This is a genomic window from Planomicrobium sp. CPCC 101079 (assembly GCF_007859275.1).
Lineage (GTDB): Bacteria > Bacillota > Bacilli > Bacillales_A > Planococcaceae > Planococcus.
In genome coordinates this window covers 245,444-262,885 of sequence record NZ_VOHC01000011.1, presented here as the reverse complement: position 1 = coordinate 262,885, position 17,442 = coordinate 245,444, and the positions used below count along the sequence as shown (strand labels likewise).

The 17,442-nt window shown below is 44.4% G+C and carries 22 protein-coding genes and 1 riboswitch; of the genes, 3 read left to right on the top strand and 19 right to left on the bottom strand.

Annotated elements, in window-relative coordinates; genetic code table 11:
- Window positions 1-362: 362 nt before the first annotated feature.
- Entirely contained in the window at window positions 363-746 is a 384-nt protein-coding gene (locus tag FQV28_RS05790; protein ID WP_146494620.1) for a rhodanese-like domain-containing protein, read from the top strand.
- Window positions 747-896: 150 nt separating this feature from the next.
- Here FQV28_RS05790 and FQV28_RS05785 read toward each other — a convergent pair whose 3' ends face one another.
- The 11 genes from FQV28_RS05785 to comGA form a co-directional block, all read right to left on the bottom strand.
- Window positions 897-1,244: a hypothetical protein gene (locus FQV28_RS05785; protein WP_186763788.1), complete on the bottom strand. Its 348-nt coding sequence runs from the start codon at window positions 1,242-1,244 to the stop codon at window positions 897-899.
- A 178-nt stretch (window positions 1,245-1,422) separates the two neighbouring features.
- Complete coding sequence (gene gcvPB, locus FQV28_RS05780; RefSeq protein ID WP_146494618.1) at window positions 1,423-2,886, bottom strand: aminomethyl-transferring glycine dehydrogenase subunit GcvPB; 1,464 nt, start codon at window positions 2,884-2,886, stop codon at window positions 1,423-1,425.
- Entirely contained in the window at window positions 2,879-4,246 is a 1,368-nt protein-coding gene (gene gcvPA, locus FQV28_RS05775) for an aminomethyl-transferring glycine dehydrogenase subunit GcvPA (protein WP_146494617.1), read from the bottom strand. The genes gcvPB and gcvPA overlap by 8 nt, the downstream gene beginning before the upstream one ends.
- 27 nt (window positions 4,247-4,273) lie before the next feature.
- On the bottom strand, window positions 4,274-5,383 hold the full coding sequence (gene gcvT, locus FQV28_RS05770; protein ID WP_146494616.1) for a glycine cleavage system aminomethyltransferase GcvT: 1,110 nt from the start codon (window positions 5,381-5,383) through the stop codon (window positions 4,274-4,276).
- 183 nt (window positions 5,384-5,566) lie between these two features.
- A riboswitch (glycine riboswitch) is annotated at window positions 5,567-5,658 on the bottom strand.
- Window positions 5,659-5,799: 141 nt separating this feature from the next.
- Window positions 5,800-6,312, bottom strand: coding sequence for a shikimate kinase (locus FQV28_RS05765; protein ID WP_146494615.1), 513 nt, complete (start codon window positions 6,310-6,312; stop codon window positions 5,800-5,802).
- A 205-nt stretch (window positions 6,313-6,517) separates the two neighbouring features.
- Window positions 6,518-6,952: a competence type IV pilus minor pilin ComGF gene (comGF, locus tag FQV28_RS05760; RefSeq protein ID WP_146494614.1), complete on the bottom strand. Its 435-nt coding sequence runs from the start codon at window positions 6,950-6,952 to the stop codon at window positions 6,518-6,520.
- On the bottom strand, window positions 6,940-7,236 hold the full coding sequence (locus FQV28_RS05755; protein WP_255472816.1) for a hypothetical protein: 297 nt from the start codon (window positions 7,234-7,236) through the stop codon (window positions 6,940-6,942). The genes comGF and FQV28_RS05755 overlap by 13 nt, the downstream gene beginning before the upstream one ends.
- Entirely contained in the window at window positions 7,229-7,672 is a 444-nt protein-coding gene (comGD, locus tag FQV28_RS05750; protein WP_255472839.1) for a competence type IV pilus minor pilin ComGD, read from the bottom strand. The genes FQV28_RS05755 and comGD overlap by 8 nt, the downstream gene beginning before the upstream one ends.
- Window positions 7,654-7,971 carry a competence type IV pilus major pilin ComGC gene (gene comGC / locus FQV28_RS05745; protein ID WP_146494612.1) on the bottom strand — a complete coding sequence of 106 codons (318 nt, stop codon included), beginning with the start codon at window positions 7,969-7,971 and terminating at the stop codon, window positions 7,654-7,656. The genes comGD and comGC overlap by 19 nt, the downstream gene beginning before the upstream one ends.
- Window positions 7,972-7,983: 12 nt before the next feature.
- On the bottom strand, window positions 7,984-9,027 hold the full coding sequence (comGB, locus tag FQV28_RS05740; protein WP_146494611.1) for a competence type IV pilus assembly protein ComGB: 1,044 nt from the start codon (window positions 9,025-9,027) through the stop codon (window positions 7,984-7,986).
- Entirely contained in the window at window positions 8,981-10,024 is a 1,044-nt protein-coding gene (gene comGA, locus FQV28_RS05735) for a competence type IV pilus ATPase ComGA (RefSeq protein ID WP_146494610.1), read from the bottom strand. Before comGA ends, comGB begins: the two co-directional genes overlap by 47 nt.
- Window positions 10,025-10,396: 372 nt before the next feature.
- On the opposite strand from comGA, the gene FQV28_RS05730 reads away from it, so the two are divergent.
- Complete coding sequence (locus tag FQV28_RS05730; protein WP_146494609.1) at window positions 10,397-10,639, top strand: DUF2626 domain-containing protein; 243 nt, start codon at window positions 10,397-10,399, stop codon at window positions 10,637-10,639.
- Between the two features lie 55 nt (window positions 10,640-10,694).
- Here FQV28_RS05730 and FQV28_RS05725 read toward each other — a convergent pair whose 3' ends face one another.
- Complete coding sequence (locus FQV28_RS05725; protein ID WP_146494608.1) at window positions 10,695-11,333, bottom strand: MBL fold metallo-hydrolase; 639 nt, start codon at window positions 11,331-11,333, stop codon at window positions 10,695-10,697.
- Window positions 11,334-11,488: 155 nt separating this feature from the next.
- Between FQV28_RS05725 and FQV28_RS05720 the strand changes: the two genes are divergently transcribed.
- Window positions 11,489-11,668 (top strand): DUF2759 domain-containing protein, encoded by a 180-nt coding sequence (locus FQV28_RS05720; protein ID WP_146494607.1) that lies wholly within the window; start codon window positions 11,489-11,491, stop codon window positions 11,666-11,668.
- A 156-nt stretch (window positions 11,669-11,824) separates the two neighbouring features.
- On the opposite strand, the gene FQV28_RS05715 is transcribed toward FQV28_RS05720, so the two are convergent.
- The 7 genes from FQV28_RS05715 to pstA all read right to left on the bottom strand — a co-directional run bounded on the left by FQV28_RS05715 (window position 11,825) and on the right by pstA (window position 17,441).
- Window positions 11,825-13,732 carry an LTA synthase family protein gene (locus tag FQV28_RS05715; protein ID WP_146494606.1) on the bottom strand — a complete coding sequence of 636 codons (1,908 nt, stop codon included), beginning with the start codon at window positions 13,730-13,732 and terminating at the stop codon, window positions 11,825-11,827.
- Between the two features lie 169 nt (window positions 13,733-13,901).
- Entirely contained in the window at window positions 13,902-14,090 is a 189-nt protein-coding gene (locus FQV28_RS05710; RefSeq protein ID WP_146494605.1) for a YqgQ family protein, read from the bottom strand.
- A complete protein-coding gene (locus FQV28_RS05705) occupies window positions 14,087-14,659 on the bottom strand; it encodes a 5-formyltetrahydrofolate cyclo-ligase (RefSeq protein WP_146494604.1) in 573 nt (190 codons plus the stop codon). Before FQV28_RS05705 ends, FQV28_RS05710 begins: the two co-directional genes overlap by 4 nt.
- Window positions 14,660-14,723: 64 nt before the next feature.
- The gene (gene rpmG / locus FQV28_RS05700; protein ID WP_146494603.1) at window positions 14,724-14,873 is read right to left on the bottom strand and encodes a 50S ribosomal protein L33; all 150 of its coding nucleotides are present in this window, start codon (window positions 14,871-14,873) and stop codon (window positions 14,724-14,726) included.
- Window positions 14,874-15,038: 165 nt separating this feature from the next.
- Window positions 15,039-15,698 carry a phosphate signaling complex protein PhoU gene (phoU, locus tag FQV28_RS05695; protein ID WP_146494602.1) on the bottom strand — a complete coding sequence of 220 codons (660 nt, stop codon included), beginning with the start codon at window positions 15,696-15,698 and terminating at the stop codon, window positions 15,039-15,041.
- Window positions 15,699-15,716: 18 nt separating this feature from the next.
- On the bottom strand, window positions 15,717-16,529 hold the full coding sequence (gene pstB, locus FQV28_RS05690) for a phosphate ABC transporter ATP-binding protein PstB (RefSeq protein ID WP_370455117.1): 813 nt from the start codon (window positions 16,527-16,529) through the stop codon (window positions 15,717-15,719).
- A 33-nt stretch (window positions 16,530-16,562) separates the two neighbouring features.
- Entirely contained in the window at window positions 16,563-17,441 is an 879-nt protein-coding gene (gene pstA, locus FQV28_RS05685) for a phosphate ABC transporter permease PstA (protein ID WP_146494600.1), read from the bottom strand.
- Window position 17,442 lies beyond the last annotated feature (1 nt).

Below are 17,442 nucleotides of genomic sequence, written 5' to 3'. Positions count from 1 at the left end.
TATTTCTACAGTTCCCATCATACTAGATATTGAAACTTTTTGGAATGGCAAAATTTTGTCCAGTTTACCCCAAAATTTTCAAAAGCTCTTAGTATCAAGGGTTCGGCTTTCTCTTTAAGCCCTAAAATGATACAAAAGACTCGTATTCCTCCACTATTTTCCTTTTAATTTTTGAAATTTTCCTACTTTTCAGGTTTACATATCATTGTTATTATCATCTTCTTTATGTATGCATATCTTATGAGGAAAGAAGCTTGAATTCACAGGATTGTCTCCAAAATCTGCACGAAGTGCAACAAAGTCATTGAATAACGGCTGCCCCTTCTTTTATAATGAAGAGAGAATAGAAAGGGGCAAGAACATTGGATTTTCTGTACAGCATTTTAATCGCTTTGCTTGTAGTGGTCATATTTGCGTTGATTTCTTATTTCCGCGTCAAGAAAGCTGTTACGACTCTCAACCAAGAACAATTTATCGAAGGCTATCGAAAAGCTCAACTTATCGATGTCCGGGAAGCGAAAGACTTTGCTGCCGGCCATATTTTAGGAGCTCGCAATATCCCTCAAACTCAATTGCGCCAACGCTATAAAGAAATCCGCGCTGACAAGCCGGTGTATTTATACGATCAAAACGGAGCACGCAGCGGACGTGTTGCACTTTTCCTGAAGAAAAAAGGCTATAACCAGCTTTTTCAACTGCAAGGCGGGTTCAAGCAATGGACCGGCAAAATCAAATCAAAATCATAAGCACGCAAAGCCTTTCCATAATGGAAAGGCTTTTTTCTGCCATTACTTTGATAACTCCACAAAGCGCAGCTGTCGAAACGATAAATCAATCTATAAATAAGAAAAAAAAGACCCTAACAACGTCAAGGTCTATATCTTTTACTATATTATTCAAGCCTCTAATTTATATCGTTTGGCATGTCTCAAATCCATCTTCGCAGCCACTACTTCTTCCAATTCCGCAATATTGACTTTAGGATTGGCGGGATCGAATACTGTGGAGATGTAGCTTACCACAAATGAATATGTAGCTTTAAGCCGGAAGTTTCGATAGTCAGCGGAATCTTCGGTCGTTGTCCAGTAAAACGTATTGTCATCTGCATCTATCAAAGCAACCACGCGAAGTTTGCCATTTTTGAAACAAGATGAAAACTCCAAATTCTTGGTGTACCGTTTTCCTTTTTCGAACCCATTCACTTCATTGATTGCCAGCACCATCGAAATCCACCTCTTTCCCATAGTGTATACACGTTTAATATAACAGAACCTATGTTCTATTTCAACAAAAACACTCAAAAAAATTAAAGATTCTTGCATTTACTGAGATATGCCCACAGCTTCTTATTCTTTACGATAGGATCTCGCCTGCAAATAGAAAAAAGGCGTCCCGAATCATTCTCGGGACGCCTTTTTTCTATTACTCAGCTTTCGTGTAGCGCAACACCGGTTTACGTGCAGCTTTCGCTTCATCTAAACGGCTGATGACCGTCGTATGAGGCGCATTTTGGACGATTTCCGGATTGTCTTCCACTTCTTTTGCAATTTGGATCATCGCATCGATAAAGGCATCCAGTGTTTCTTTGGATTCCGTCTCAGTCGGCTCGATCATCATGCCTTCTTCCACGTTCAGCGGGAAGTAGATGGTCGGCGGATGGTAGCCGAAATCCAGCAGGCGTTTTGCCATATCCAGCGTACGCACGCCAAGTTTCTTCTGGCGGCGTCCGCTTAGGACAAACTCGTGCTTGCAGTGGCGGTCATACGGCAAATCGAAATGAGGCGCAAGGCGGCGCATCATATAATTGGCGTTTAGTACAGCATATTCTGTCACCGCTTTTAAGCCGTCCGGCCCCATTGAACGGATATACGTATACGCGCGGACGTTGATGCCAAAGTTGCCGTAAAACGGCTTTACGCGGCCGATGGATTCCGGGCGGTTGTAATCAAACGTCAACCCTTCTTCGGTTTTCACCAATACCGGTTTCGGCAAGTAAGGAATCAAATCTTTTTTCACGCCGACCGGGCCAGAGCCAGGTCCGCCTCCGCCGTGCGGTCCAGTGAAGGTTTTATGCAGGTTCAAGTGGACCACGTCAAAGCCCATGTCGCCCGGGCGCGCTTTTGACATAACGGCATTCAAGTTGGCCCCATCATAGTACAATTTGCCGCCAACTTCATGGATGATGGCAGCCATTTCAAGGATCTGCTCTTCAAAAAGGCCGAGCGTGTTCGGGTTAGTCAGCATCAAAGCCGCTGTATCCGGCCCGACTACGCGCTTCAAATCTTCCAAGTCGACCAAACCGTGCTCGTTCGATTTGACCGTTACCGTTTCAAAGCCAGCAACTGTTGCGGAAGCCGGGTTGGTGCCGTGTGCTGAATCGGGAACAATGACTTTCGTTCGGTTCATATCGCCGCGAGATTCATGGTAGGCGCGGATCATCATAAGGCCGGTCCATTCCCCGTGCGCACCGGCAGCCGGCTGAAGCGTCACTTCGTCCATTCCAGTGATCTCAACCAAATGCTCTTGCAAATCATATAACAATTCCATTGCACCTTGGACTGTTGATTCATCCTGCAGTGGATGAATGTTCGCGAACCCAGGGAAACGAGCAACCGTTTCATTGATTTTCGGATTGTATTTCATCGTACAAGAACCGAGCGGATAGAAGCCTGAATCGACACCGTGGTTGCGTTTTGATAAAGCAGTGTAATGGCGCATAATGTCAAGTTCCGAAACTTCCGGCAAGTCAGCAGCTTCTTCACGCACTAAGTCTTGCGGCAATACATCAGCTAAATCGATTTCAGGTACGTCAAGAGTCGGCAAGCTATAGCCAACGCGGCCTTCTTTCGTCATTTCAAAAATGAGCGGTTGATTGTCTTTATGCATGAGTAGCCCCCATTTCCTGCACTGTTGCAGCCAATACCTGCACGAATGCATCGATTTCTTCTTTTGTCCGTTGTTCCGTCACTGCTACTAAAACATGACCGGCAAGCTCTTCGTAACTGCGGCCGAGATCATAGCCGCCGATGATGCCTTGCTCTAATAACGCAGCATTCAATTCACGGACTGATGAGTTTACCTTGACGACGATTTCATTGAAATGAGCGCCTTCAAAGGCGATTTCAAAACCGGCTTGTTTTAGCTGTTGCTTCATATAATGTGTTTTCGTAATATTCTGGATCGCCATTTCTTTCGTTCCCGCTTTGCCAAGCGCCGTCATAGCAACAGATGCTGCAAGGGCATTAAGCGCCTGGTTAGAACAAATATTCGATGTAGCTTTATCGCGTCGGATATGCTGTTCGCGCGCTTGCAGCGTCAAAACAAATCCTCGGCGCCCGTCTTCATCAGTCGTTTCTCCAACCAAACGGCCAGGCACTTTACGCATTAAAGCTTTCGTCACGGCGAAATAACCGCAATGCGGACCACCGAATGCTTCAGCAATTCCAAAAGGCTGAGCATCGCCGACTGTAATGTCTGCCCCTAGTTTTCCTGGAGGCGTCAAAGCTCCTAGCGCTAACGGGTTAGCAGAAACCGTGAACAATGCACCCGCTTCGTGGATGATCGGTTCCAATTCTTTTAAGTTTTCCACTTGTCCGAAAAAGTTCGGGTATTGAATCATGACAGCAGCTACATTATCATCGAGCATTTCTTTCAAAGCTTCGATATCTGTATGGCCATCTTTCAAAGGAATTTCTTCCACTTCAATGGATTGGCCGAGTGCATATGTCCGGACAACGTCGCGGGATTCCGGATGGACTGCACGGGATACCAAAATTTTCTTGCGGCGTGTATGGCCTGCAGCAAGCATCCCCGCTTCCGCCAAAGCAGTTCCGCCGTCGTACATGGAGGAGTTCGCCAAATCCATGCCCGTCAGTTCACTGATCATCGTTTGGAATTCAAAAATCGCCTGAAGTTCCCCTTGCGAAATTTCCGGCTGGTAAGGTGTATACGCAGTGTAAAATTCAGAACGCGAAATCACATGGTCTACGATAATCGGCTTGTAATGGTCATAAACCCCAGCCCCTAAAAAAGAAGCAAAGCGGTTTGTGTCGGCATTTTTCGCCGCCAGCTGTGCCAATTCTTTGGTTAATGAAGATTCAGACTTTGCAGGCTTGATGTTGTATTCGCCTTTGAAACGGACTTTCTCCGGAATGTCGGCAAACAATTCATCGATTGACTGAATGCCAATGGCATCCAGCATTTCTTTTTCGTCTTGAGACGTCATTGGTAAATAGCGATGTTTCATCGAGTGCTGTCCCCTTTTCAAATTAGTTTAGTTGGAACGTTTATAAAATGGCGTTTGGACGGTTTTCGCTTTTAGCCTTTTGCCGCGAATTTCAACTTCGACTTCCGTATCAAGTTCGGCATATTCACTCGAAAGGAGCGCCAGGCCGATATTTTTCTTCAAAGTAGGAGATTGTGTACCTGTTGTCACTTCTCCAATTTTTTTGTCACCGATATACACAGGGTAGCCGTGGCGCGGAATGCCTTTATCAATCATTTCGATGCCGACTAATTTACGCGGCACGCCGTTTTCCTTTTGGAAAGCGAGCGCTTCTTTGCCGATAAAGTTTTCTTCTTTTTGCAATTTCACCACAAAATTGATGCCTGCTTCAAGAGGGGAAATGTCTTTGGACAATTCCTGGCCGTAAAGCGCCAAGCATGCTTCAAAACGCAGCGTATCACGCGCGCCAAGCCCTACCGGCAAAACACCATCTTCTTTGCCCTCAGCCAAAATTTTATCCCATAGCGCTTTTGTATCTTCCGGGTTTGCATAGATTTCAAATCCGTCTTCCCCGGTATATCCGGTGCGGGACAGCAAGACAGAATGCCCAGCGATTTCCACATCCTGCTTAAAGCGGAACGGGCGGATTTGGGATACATCCTCATTGGTCATCCGCTGCAATACTTTTGCTGCTAGCGGTCCTTGGAACGCCAGCAACCCATATTGGTCGGAGACATTTTGCAGCTGGACGTCACCTGTTACAGCTTTTTGCATCCATTCGAAATCTTTTTCAATGTTCGATGCGTTCACCACCAGCATAAAGTGGGTATCATCGATTTTATAAACGAGTAAATCATCTACAGTACCGCCATCTTCATAGCACATGGCAGTATATTGGGCTTGGCCATCTTTGATTTTTGAAACATCATTTGTTACGAGGTGCTGCAGGTAAGCCAAACTGTCCGGCCCTTCAACCAGAATTTCCCCCATATGGGAAACGTCGAATAGCCCGGCTTTTGTCCGTACCGCTTCATGTTCTTCTTTGATGCTCGAGAATTGCACAGGCAATTCCCAGCCCCCAAAATCAATCGTTTTCCCGCCATACTGAGCGTATGCCTCAAATAGAGGAGTGCGTTTAAGTTGTTTTAATTGTTCCATGAATGATCCTCCTCAGTATCAAATTCCTTTAAAGAGCTGGGCGGTTGTCCGTTCAACAAATTGAACGAAAAAAGGACAGAGATTTCCCTTAGTAAGGGAAATCTCTGTCCTGGAACCTGAAAGTTTACCATGATTTAATGGCTTTCCTCTTTGGTAGCTGCCGCGCAGCGTTCTCCAGAGATGCGTCCTGCCCGAGTCTTTTTGCCTGAGAGATTCATAACTACCGTTACTTGCTCCTTCGGCGACGCTTTCGCGTGCTCTCCCCGTGCACTCATCCGCCCAAATCGAATCGATTGGTCCAAACCGCTATACAAAACGTATAACTTCGTCTATATCCTAACATTATTAAGGGGTAAGCGCAATCAAAATTAGACATAAGCTGAAAATGCGAACTTTATATAGATAAAAAACAAAAATCATTCGCTTTTTAGGCGAATGACTTGAAATGCAGCATATTGTGTTATTTGGCGCAGCGTCCGGAATTCTGTCCGGATCGTAATATGCGCAGCCGACTTGTAATGCGGATAGCGCGATTTGTACAACGCCTCTATTTCTTCCCTCGTCGACCTTTTGACGATTGGCCGGTTTGCGTCTTTGTGGATCCTTCTCCAAATTTCTTTGAAAGGAGCATCAAGAAACAGCACAAGGCCCGTTTCACGCATAATTTTGCGGTTGATTTTTCGCATCGTTGTCCCGCCGCCTGTCGAAATGATGCAGTATTCTTCATGAAAGTTTCTTAAAAACTCCGTTTCCAGCTCGCGGAAATGATTTTCTCCAAACTTTTCGAAGATGTCCGGTATCGTCATTCCAGTTTGCCGCACAATTTCTTTGTCCATGTCGTAAAAAGGCACTTTTAAAAGAAAACTCAGCCTTCTTCCGATGGCACTTTTCCCGCAGCCCATAAACCCAATTAAGTAAATTCTCTTCATGTTCCCACCCGATACTACCTTCTACTCAGGTATTTTATTTTTTTCGATTTCCATTAGTAGTTGTATCGTAGCATGTCTGTGCTTATTTTCCAATCCATCGTATGTCTTGTAATGGATAGAATATAGTATCAGGCTGTGGGACATCAGAATAAGAGCCGACAGGAAGAAGACGATGGCCGAGGGATACAAGGCACCTTTTTCATTCCTAAGGGCGCGTAAGAACATATTCCGCCTCTTCAGTTAAGCCGTCTGAAAATATTGCATGAACCGTCAATTTTGTCCCATCGACCCGGAATGAACAGCTCTCCACTCCAGTAAGCATCGGTTCATGGCCTTGTCTGAATTTTTGTTTTCGGACCAATTGCGGATAACTTTCAATATCGTATTCCTCCCCGTTCCGACTGATGCGTATGCCTCCTCCGTTGTTTATTTCCTGGATCGAATCAACGTCCCGCAAATATACTTTGAGTTCTTCAGTAAACAGCTGCCATTCCAGTATTTTTGGGTGAAGGGAATTGGAAAACGAGATGGCAAAGGTGAAAAAAAGTGCAATGAGCGGCAACAGCAGCATCAATACCATTAAATCCACTAAAGACCCAATAAACGAGAATCCTCTTTCATCTTTCGCTATTCGAGGCATACTACTTCCGGTTCTCCTTTATAGGTGTTGTAGCTGGCACACATATGAGTGTCCATCTGCCAATGATAGACCGTGCCGTTAATCGTCCTCATACCGCTTTTGGCATTCTCAGATTGCATCTCGATCGCCCCTTCATACATCGTCTCAAATGCTGCGGCACGCTCTCTTTTCAGCTGAAGTTTTTCGTGCATCCCGTGCAAAACAGGCAGCAAACTGCCAAATAGCACAAATACCATTGCGAGGCTCAGCATTGTCTCTGCCCATGATATTCCTTTTTCATTCAAAAAGAACCACTCTCCCCTTGCCAAGATAGACAACTAACGCCCTTTCACCGGTGCTTGTATCAAAGCGCATGGTCCCTGACTTTGTAACCGAACCGTTCGCACCGTAATAGATCTCTGTTAGGTTGCTCGTCTTTTTCAATTGCACCGATTCCGGCAGCTTCCGGACAGTAGGCGGCTTTAAAATATCCGTGACGATTTCATACGAATGGCTGCTTTCACGGAATACCACCATAGCTGCACGTTCTAAACGATAGCTTTCGCTTTGCGCGAAATAAATATCATGGAGAAGCAATTCGAAAAAACGCTGTTCTTCCCGTCTTTCCTCATAAGCCCAGTAAGCGGGCACGGAGATAGCGACGACGGCCATTAAGATGGCCAATACGAGCAGCATCTCGATCAGCGTAAATCCGTCTTTGCCTAAACTGGTTTTTTGGATGACACGATACCGTCCGTTGAAATTTCCACCAGATCACCGTTCGGGCAATTGGTTTCGTTTGTTTTTAAATACCCTTTCGTCACTAGGTTTTCGATTGTTGGAACGGCTTTTTCATCCATTCGATAGGATTCGACCTGCCCTTGGACCATCTGCACGAATGCTTTGCATCCTTTTGTATCAACCGCTGTTGTTTGCTTGGAGACATTCGGGATAGCGATGGCAATCAATACAGTTATGATGAGCATTACAATAAGCATTTCGATCAACGTAAATCCTTTTTGGTTTTTCAATAGACGCATTCTTTTTCCCCCTCAAATTGTTTGGACTAGATTATACATAGGCAATAAAATCGCCAAATAAGCGCCGATGATGCATACTGCGATCATCAAAAAGAACGCAGGTTGGATGACACGCAGCAATTGCTGCGTTTTCAGTTCAATCCGCTCCATCAGCACTTCACTGTAGAGAATCAATTCTTTCCCCAAATATCCCGACATTTCACCGTGCTGGACAAAAGTTGACATGTCATCGGCTACAAACTCAAAACGCGAAAGGGCAACCGAGAGCGGCAACCCTAATTTGATTTCTTCTTGGGCGTCGTCCGACATCAGCCCGATGACCCGTTGGTAGCTTTGGGTTTTCAGCAAATCGAGCGATTCCTGGATGGAGATGCCACTATGGAGCAAAGTGCCCAGTTCCCGGGCAAACAAATGCGACCAATATAATTTCATAAAATTGCGAAGCACTGGCACCGACAAAATCCACTTGATCTGCTTGCTGGCAGGCTGTTTTCTCAACAGTTTGAAAAAAGCGGCGGCACTGAGGGCTCCAAAAGCAAACAAGCCAATAAAAAAATCAGGGAGCTTGAGCAAATATTCAGGGACGCTATTCCCTTCTTCTCCTGAATGCATTGACTCCATCAATTCAGTTAAATTCGGAACATAACTGGTTCGGAAAAACAAAAAAAGGATCGATGTGAAAATTAGCAGGGAGACTGGATAAACCAACAAAGCCTTTAATTTTTTCTGCACGTTTTCAGTGCGGACATAGCTTTTTGCAATGCTATCGATGGCTTCCCCAAGTCGCCCATGGTGTTCCGCTATTTCTACCGGAAGCAGCACCTGGTCCTTGAACCCTAAAAACTTAAAAAGCTCTGCTGCATTCCCGCCGCCTTTTAATACCGCAGTCATTCCGTCTAGAGCTTCCTCCACTTTTTTTGTATGCAGCGGCAAAAGAAGCGTTAATGCGGTCGGCAGTAAATATCCTTCTTTCATAAGAACCGACAGCCTCGTCAGGAAATGATCGCGGTCATACAGGGAAACCCGATTTGAGCGCATAGGAAGATTCAATCGCACCTATTTTCACCCCTTCCCGGATTTGCCCTCCGAATGTTAAAAATTCAGGCAAGGCATAAGCTTTTCGGTCTTTTGCTGATTGCAGCGCTTCGTCGAGCCGCTCGCCGTGAAGAATTTCATACAGTGCCCGGTAAGCCGTCGTTTGAAGGTCTCTTTCGGGAAATATCGGGACAATGCGCTGCGCAGAAATGGCGGTCAGCGTTTGAGCCATATCTTCATAAGATACGCCCAAGTCAAAAAGCCTGTGCAGACAACCGACCGAGTGCCGGGCATGGATGGTCGAAAACACCAAGTGCCCTGTCAATGCGGCTCTTACTGCAATCTGCGCTGTATCGGCATCGCGGATTTCACCGATCATGATGATGTCTGGGTCGTGGCGCAAAATCGCTTTCAAGCCTGCCGCATAGGTCAGGCCCGCTTTTTCATTCACTTGGATTTGCAGCATGGCATGGTTTTTCCGTTCTACGGGATCTTCCAAGGTGATGATATTGCGGTTTAATGCTTCGGCGCAATGCTTCAATAAAGAATAAAGCGTCGTTGATTTTCCGCAACCGGTCGGTCCGGTAAGCAGGATCAAGCCTTGGGGAGCTTCAGCCAGCTTCTCAAGAAGCCGGGCAGAGTCGCTAAAAGCCGCCAGTTGGCGGATGGACTGAGCTGCTTCATCCGGAATCACCCGGATAACAATGCTTTCTTTTGTCAAAACAGAAGGCAGCGTCGATATTCTGAAATAATAAGGATTTTGGTTGATTGGAAGATGAAATGAGCCGGTTTGGGGTTTTCGTTTTTCACTCATGTCTAAAAGGGAAAGGTACTTGAAATAAGCGATCATGCGATCGCCCAAATCAAAGGGGATAGTCATCACTTGCCGCAAATGCTGGAAAGAACGGAAAGAAACACTGTAGCCGGTTGAATCGGGTTTGATATGGATGTCTGTTGTGCTGTTGTCTGCCGCTTTATGCAACAGTTCGGTGCATCTTTTTTCAATTATCACTTGCATAGCCACCTCCTGTTTTGATGTGAACAACCGGGGGCCGTTGTTCCCTCATAGTATAACCAGCGCTTTTAGAAATGGGAATAGTTTCCTGCATAATAAATATTTAACCCCCTGATTTCGGGGCAAATTTCATTTTTGGCATCCTATTTTGCTGTCTCGCTAGATAAGTTAGTGCTTGGCTCCGGCCCAATCCAGTTGCCCTATTTCTTGGACCTTTAACAGCTGGAACCGATCTACTCCCTCTATATTAAAAAAGTTTTTTCTACAATACACTTGTTTGTCACAAAGAATGGGCAACTCATTGTTTACACACTCACTCTATTGCCTATATAATGGTATAGAGAATATTGTGTTGTGGCAAAGGAGGGATTACCCATGGATAAGATGTTCAAATTAATGGGATGGTGGACAGGTATTTTTGCTGTTCTTTTCTACGTTGGCGATATGAACGAAGTGGCTTTATTGATGGTGGCTAATACTGGATTTTTTGTTCTTCTAGGATACTTAAACATTTCGGAGCGTATGTACTTGTATATTTTCGGGGCTTACTTGACTGTTTTCTTCGTCGGCTTTACGTATTATACGACGTTCATCCATATTCCCGGTGCTGGACATTAATTTTAAAACTGTACAAACAAAAAAAGCGGCCACTCAGGCCGCTTTTTTGTTTCAATTAATACCCTCGCAAAAACGGATTGCTGTTTCTCTCCTGTAAAGGAGTTGTTTCCGGCCCATGCCCTGGGTACAAGATCATATGCTCAGGGAGGGTCAATAACGATTCGCGGATAGACTGCAGCAGTTTTGCCTCTGATCCTTCAATCAAATCGGTCCGCCCGATGCTTCCACGGAACAGCGTATCCCCGACAATCGCAAAACCTTCTGGACCAAAAGAATATGTAATGCTTCCCGGTGAATGGCCAGGTGTGTGGAAAAGCTCCATATTAAACGAGCTAATTTCCAAGCTTTTTTCATCATCAATCAATACATCCGCATCTTTCATCCGGTAATCCGGAACCATTGCATATTTTCCGGAGCCGTTGAGATTCGGCCGGCTCAGCCAGTCTTTCTCCAGCTGGTGCAAATACACCGGAATCGTGAATTGTTCCCGCAGCTCGTCGATGGCACCGATGTGATCAAAATGGGCGTGCGTCAAAAGAATGGCCAAAGGCTTTAACCCTTTCTTTTTCAACAAAGACGTGATTTTCCCACTTTCTTCCCCAGGATCGAAAATCAAGCATTCTTTCAAATTGTTTGATATGATATAGCAATTTGTCTGGACCGGACCAAGTTCCATTTGATCTATTTTTAGCATCCTTCTTCACCTCAATCCAATTATATCATGACTTCCCGGCACTCTACTGTTCAACGGAATGACACTTTTTAGTTCTCGACAAATCGCAGGAAAGACATTACAATATAAAGAGTACAAAACGGCACTGGCTGTTGAAGTTGAAGGGAGTGTCATAGATGAATCTACTTATGGTTATTTTTGGTCTAATTGCGATTTTTGCAGCAGTAGGCACTGTTCAAACCTTTAAGCAAAAACAAGTATTAGGATTTCTTTTTAATTTAGGAACATTCGTGATTTTCGGCGCCTTCACTGTTGCTACGATCATCACACAAGGCTATCCGCCTGCATTACACTAAGCAATATGGAAAAACCGTCGCCTTATAGCGGCGGTTTTTTTGTGGGTGTTTTGAGAATGGTTTCCCGATGCCCTACTTCAATTTTCTTCGGCACACCTTATGCACTCATTTAGCAAGGTGATGTGATAAAAAAAAGAGAGCGCCGCGGCGCTCCCTTTACTTTTCTGCTTGTATGATTTCACTGTTTGGCTGAAATTGTCCATCTTCTTCGTTATAGAACCTCAAAAGGTCACCATTGATAATCGATTCGGAATAATCCAGTTCTGTCAGCGCTTGGTCAATATAAGGTTCGCAGTTCAGCGGATCGCTTTCTTCGCCCGTTTCTCTGTCATAACAGACATTGCCTGCGTAAACACTATCTTCGGTAATAAAGCGGCCATCGCGGAACACCACGAATTCTTCATGCTCTTCCGAGAACAAATCCCCACCGAATTGAATATCTTTTATCGTTTCCACGCCAAGCATATTCAGCACCGTCGGCCGCAGATCGATCTGGCCTCCCACTTCTTCCTCTACACGTCCTTCTCCGTAACCCGGGATATGGATGAATAGCGGTACTCGCTGAAGCTGTGCCGTTTCATATGGCGTGATTTCTTTGTTTAAATATTGTTGCATTGCTTCATTGTGGTTTTCCGAAATTCCGTAATGGTCCCCGTACATAACAATAACCGAATTTTCATACAGCCCTGCTGCTTTCAGTTCATCGAATAAAGTTTTCACCGACTCATCCATGTATCGTACCGTTTGGAAATAGCGATTTAGCGTACCTGAAACAGAATCGTATTCGCCGATAAATTGGTCTTCCTCATCCAAAAAGAATGGATGGTGGTTGGTCAGGGTAATCAGACGGCTGTAGAAAGGCTGCGGCATTTCGGCCATATGCGCAACCGACTGCTCCATGAACGGTATGTCCTTCATGCCCCAGTTAACCGCGTCGCCTTCCCCGATTTCAAAACTGTTGATATCCAAAAACTCGTCTATCCCCAAAGATTCATACATCATATCCCGGTTCCAGAAGCTCTTCGCGTTCGGGTGCTGAACCGTCGTATGATAGCCCTTGCTTCCCAGTTTTTCAGACAAGGAATTGAACGTATTTCCGCTATGCGTAAAGAAAACTGCACCGCCGCTAAGCGGATATAAAGAGTTTTCAAACAAAAATTCAGAATCGGACGTTTTCCCTAATCCCGTCTGATGGTAGAAGTTTGGAAAATAAATGGTATCTTCGTCTTTCGTCAATTCATTCATAAACGGTGTGATGGTTTGGCCATTCATCGTATTGTTGATCGGAAATGTCTGCATCGATTCCAGAGACACAACAATCAAGTTTCTTCCTTCTGCTGCCCCGAACATATCTTCAGAAGGTTCTGCCTGATTTGCCCGGACGTAGTTGTTCACTTCAACAAGTTCGGATCCATCCGCGAGCGCGCGCTGCGCTTGAGATTTTGATTGGACATAAAGATCATAAAGATGATAATTGTACATGCCGATATTTTTAACAAGCATTTCACGATCAAAACCCCGTGTTAATAATTGAGGGCGCTCAGCTTCAGAAAGACCCAAATTAAAAAATAAAATAGCGGCTGACAATATGAAATAGGCTTTCCGCTGAACCAAAAGCGATTTGATGTTTCCAGTGTTTACTTTTAAAAATTTAATGGCGAACAGCAGTATAAAGACGTCGGCAAAATAGAAGATATCCGTCCAAAAGATGCTTTCAGACGCACTTGAACCCAAATCGCCGAAATTTTCGGTCTGAAAAAGCACCGGCAACGTGATAAAATCGCTGAAAAACCGGTAAAACGCTACGTTGGCATAAAGAACGATTGATGAAATAACTGTCACTGTTACCAAATAGCGATTTTTCCCTTTTTCGCTTTTGAAGAAAAGCGAAATGCCGTAAACAAAAAGAATCAAGCTTAATGGGTTGATGAACAAAATAAACTCTTGCAATGCATTATCGATGGTTATCGAAAAGCTGGTTTTATAGACAATATACGTTTTTAGCCAAGTTGCAATAATTGCTATTACGAGGATTGAATGTTTTGGCCATTCCTTTTTTAACATCCTCCACATCCTCCTTTTGCCAATTTTACAAATTCTCGTTCCACTTTATCTTCTTTCCGGACCTTCTCTTCTCTGTTAAGAGAGCTTAAACTGCTTATGATCTTATCATAAAAGCACACCTATATCTAGACGAACGAATTACCCGAAAGTTTCAGGATCCGAAGAACTTTTAATTCCCATTTCTCTTTTGGCGCAAGATTAGCAAAGCCGCAGAAAAATCTTTAGCGGAAATGAATTGCTGCTTGTAAAGTTCTTTGATTTCATCTTCCATCAAGTCGAGATCCGCTTGGCGGTCTCCCGTATAAATAACTGTGCCGTAGCTTTTTAACAGCTGCATAACATCATAAAGGGTTTTCATCGGTTCACCTTCCCGTTCCAATAAACACTCTCAGTATATATACCCTCAACCGGTACATCATGAACCTCAACCGGCACAGAATCGACAATTTGCAGGTCGAACGCCAACGAACGCGTCACACCAGCATAATTGGACAAATACCGGTCATAATAGCCGCCGCCAAAGCCAATCCGGTAGCCGGATCGTGAAAAGACCACTCCTGGCACAATCATCATATCGATTTGCTCGGGACCGAGGTATGTAGTCTCTGAAACTTTCGGTTCTTTCAAATTCATATAGACCCTCTCGAGCTGATCAAAATTCACAATTTCATAGAAATCCATTGTACGGGTCAGCGGATCACATTTCGGGACAGCTACGCGCTTGCCGTTTTGCCAGGCATACTCGATGAGCGGAAGAGTATCAACTTCCGGAAATGCTGCAATGGTCACGCCAATCGTTTTCGCTGCTTTGAAAGCCGGGTCTTCCAGCAGGCAGCCTCGGATCTTCTCGGACTTTTCCCGATAAATGTCTTTGTCCATTTTTTTCATTTGATCCAATACTAGTTTTCGCTGCTGAACTTTTTCCATATGTATAACACTCCTTCGGAAAGAAAAAAAGCCAAAACCCATATAGGTTTTGGCAATCAATGAATTACTTCGTTTCACGGTGTAAAGTCATTTTCTGTTCACGTGAGCAATATTTTTTCATTTCAAGACGCTCAGGGTTGTTGCGCTTATTTTTAACAGTGCTGTAGTTACGTTCGCTACATTCTGTACAAGCTAATGTGATGTTAACACGCATCGATATCCCTCCTAATTCTTTCAAAGATCGTTTAAAACTTAAGCATTTGATCTATACGACTTAACTATTATAGCACATTCCGATATAAAGTCTACCAAGAAAACTCAACTTTTATACTTTTAAAAAGACAAAATTCCCGGCAATTTCCCATTGCCGGGAACACCATCAATTATTCAAATTGTAATGCTTCCCGCGAACCAGATAAAACAATTGTTCCGCGATATTTGTTGCGTGGTCGGCTGAACGTTCCATGTAACGCGATATGAACGCCAGTTGCGTGATTTGGCTCAATTTTTCCGGATTTGAGGCTCCTGCCATCATAAGTCTGCGGATAGATTCACCGTACAGCTCATCCACTTGGTCGTCCAATTCCGCAATTTCTTTTCCTTTGACAACGTCTTCTTCGATAAACGCTTCAATCACTTGCCTTAGCATGGCTGTTGCCAAATTGCGCATTTGCTTGATCAACTCAATCGGTGTAACGAGTTCTTCTTTTCCAATGCGGATCGTTTCTTTGGCAATATTAACGGCATAATCGCCGATCCGTTCCAAATCCGACGCAATCTTGATGAGAACGACAAGCCTTCTCAAATCTGTTGCAACAGGAGATTGTTTAGCGATGATCAAAATTACGCGATCATTAAGCTCTTCTTCAAGTATATTGATATCAGAATCATCTTCAATTACTTCCAGTGCCGCATCAATATCATGGTTGATCAATGCATCAATCGATTTGTCCAACGCCTCGATGGCCATTGTGCTCAATTCAATCAATTGATTCTGGGCTAAATTCAATTCAAAATCAAATTTTTCACGTACTGACATAGATTTTTCTTCCCTTCCTTAACCGAATCGTCCTGAAATATAATCTTCCGTCCGTTTATCGGATGGGTTAGAGAAAATTGCGTCGGTTTCATCAAATTCAATTACTTCCCCGTTCAAGAAGAAAGCAGTTTTGTCGGAAATCCGGGCAGCCTGCTGCATATTATGCGTCACAATGATGATGCTGTAGTCTTCTTTCAGTTCCTGGACCAATTCTTCGACTTTTAATGTAGAGATTGGATCCAACGCCGAAGTGGGTTCATCCATCAAAATGACATCCGGTTCAATCGCCAATGCTCTAGCGATGCAGATCCGCTGCTGCTGGCCACCTGAGATGCTGTACGCATTCTCGTTCAGCCGGTCTTTTACTTCATCCCAGATTGCTGCTCCGCGCAAACTTTTTTCGACGATTTCATCAAGAATTTTTTTGTTTTTGATGCCGTGGATGCGCGGTCCGTATGCGATATTATCGTATATTGATTTTGGGAATGGATTCGGTTTTTGGAATACCATGCCGACACGCGTCCGCAGCTCTTCCACTTGATAATCCGAACTGAAAATATTGCGGTCCCGGTACAGGATTTCACCGGAAGTCTTGACCGATGGCACAAGTTCAACCATCCGGTTCAACGTTTTAATATACGTGGATTTCCCGCACCCTGACGGGCCGATGATCGCTGTTACTTCATTTTCATTAATGTCTAAATCGATATTTTTCAATGCATGTTTTTCGCCATACCATAAGTTAAGTTCTTTGGTCTGGTATACCGGCACTTTTATGCCTTGCTCTTGCAATTTTGTCGCAGATTTTTTCTTTTCTGCTTTAATAGTCATTGTCATTGTGAAGCCCCCTTCAACTTTTACACATTAATAACGTTTCTGAAATTTATTCCGGATAATAACTGCAACCGAGTTCATCAACAGCAAGAAAATCATTAAAACGATAATTCCAGCTGCGGCAACTGTCTGGAATTCCTGCTGCGGCCGGCTCGCCCAGTCGAAAATTTGAATTGGCAAAGCAGTGAACGTATCCAGGACGCCTGCTGGCAAAAACTGAATAATGACCGGAACTCCGATAACGATGAGTGGTGCTGTTTCACCGATAGCTCGCGACAACGCCAAGATGCTTCCTGTCAAAATCCCCGGGATTGCTGCAGGCAAAATGATTTTTACGATAGTCTGCCATTTGGTGGCTCCCATTCCGAGCGACGCTTCCCTAAGCTCGCCTGGTACAGAACGGATCGCTTCTTGGGCAGCTACGATGATGACCGGCAAAATGAGCAAACTCATTGTGAACCCTGCAGCAAGTATGCTGTTGCCCAGAGCAAATGCCCGGACAAAAATCGTCAAGCCGAGCAATCCGAATACGATGGATGGAACTCCTGCTAAATTCGCAATGTTGATTCGGATAAACGAAGTGATTTTATTTTTCTTTGCGTATTCTTCCAAGTAGATGGCAGAACCGACGCCAAGGATAATCGATGTCGGCGCTACAACCGCCATAAGCCATAAAGAACCGATTAAGGCCGCTTTAATTCCAGCTTTTTCAGGAAAACGCGACGAGAAATTGGACAGGAAGTCGAGTGATAAATGCCCTGCTCCTTGCGTAATGATCCGGTAGGCCAGTAACACGAGCGCCAGAATCGCAAGCAATGTCGCCGCCAGAAAGATTCCTTTAAAAATAACGTTCGCTACCAAACGGCCGTTCATGCGTTTAACAACTTGTTCATGTTCAATATAGCGCATC

Bases quoted from the DNA above. Each gene is read 5' to 3' on its own strand.
- pstB (WP_370455117.1), bottom strand. From the start codon at position 16,529: ATGACTATTAAAGCAGAAAAGAAAAAATCTGCGACAAAATTGCAAGAG.
- phoU (WP_146494602.1), bottom strand. From the start codon at position 15,698: ATGTCAGTACGTGAAAAATTTGATTTTGAATTGAATTTAGCCCAGAAT.
- FQV28_RS05785 (WP_186763788.1), bottom strand. From the start codon at position 1,244: ATGGGAAAGAGGTGGATTTCGATGGTGCTGGCAATCAATGAAGTGAAT.
- FQV28_RS05720 (WP_146494607.1), top strand. From the start codon at position 11,489: ATGAATCTACTTATGGTTATTTTTGGTCTAATTGCGATTTTTGCAGCA.
- pstA (WP_146494600.1), bottom strand. From the start codon at position 17,441: ATGCGCTATATTGAACATGAACAAGTTGTTAAACGCATGAACGGCCGT.
- FQV28_RS05705 (WP_146494604.1), bottom strand. From the start codon at position 14,659: ATGGAAAAAGTTCAGCAGCGAAAACTAGTATTGGATCAAATGAAAAAA.
- gcvT (WP_146494616.1), bottom strand. From the start codon at position 5,383: ATGGAACAATTAAAACAACTTAAACGCACTCCTCTATTTGAGGCATAC.
- gcvPA (WP_146494617.1), bottom strand. From the start codon at position 4,246: ATGAAACATCGCTATTTACCAATGACGTCTCAAGACGAAAAAGAAATG.
- FQV28_RS05725 (WP_146494608.1), bottom strand. From the start codon at position 11,333: ATGCTAAAAATAGATCAAATGGAACTTGGTCCGGTCCAGACAAATTGC.
- comGF (WP_146494614.1), bottom strand. From the start codon at position 6,952: ATGCCTCGAATAGCGAAAGATGAAAGAGGATTCTCGTTTATTGGGTCT.
- FQV28_RS05715 (WP_146494606.1), bottom strand. From the start codon at position 13,732: ATGTTAAAAAAGGAATGGCCAAAACATTCAATCCTCGTAATAGCAATT.
- FQV28_RS05730 (WP_146494609.1), top strand. From the start codon at position 10,397: ATGGATAAGATGTTCAAATTAATGGGATGGTGGACAGGTATTTTTGCT.
- gcvPB (WP_146494618.1), bottom strand. From the start codon at position 2,886: ATGCATAAAGACAATCAACCGCTCATTTTTGAAATGACGAAAGAAGGC.
- comGA (WP_146494610.1), bottom strand. From the start codon at position 10,024: ATGCAAGTGATAATTGAAAAAAGATGCACCGAACTGTTGCATAAAGCG.
- comGC (WP_146494612.1), bottom strand. From the start codon at position 7,971: ATGCGTCTATTGAAAAACCAAAAAGGATTTACGTTGATCGAAATGCTT.
- rpmG (WP_146494603.1), bottom strand. From the start codon at position 14,873: ATGCGTGTTAACATCACATTAGCTTGTACAGAATGTAGCGAACGTAAC.
- FQV28_RS05710 (WP_146494605.1), bottom strand. From the start codon at position 14,090: ATGAAAACCCTTTATGATGTTATGCAGCTGTTAAAAAGCTACGGCACA.
- FQV28_RS05765 (WP_146494615.1), bottom strand. From the start codon at position 6,312: ATGAAGAGAATTTACTTAATTGGGTTTATGGGCTGCGGGAAAAGTGCC.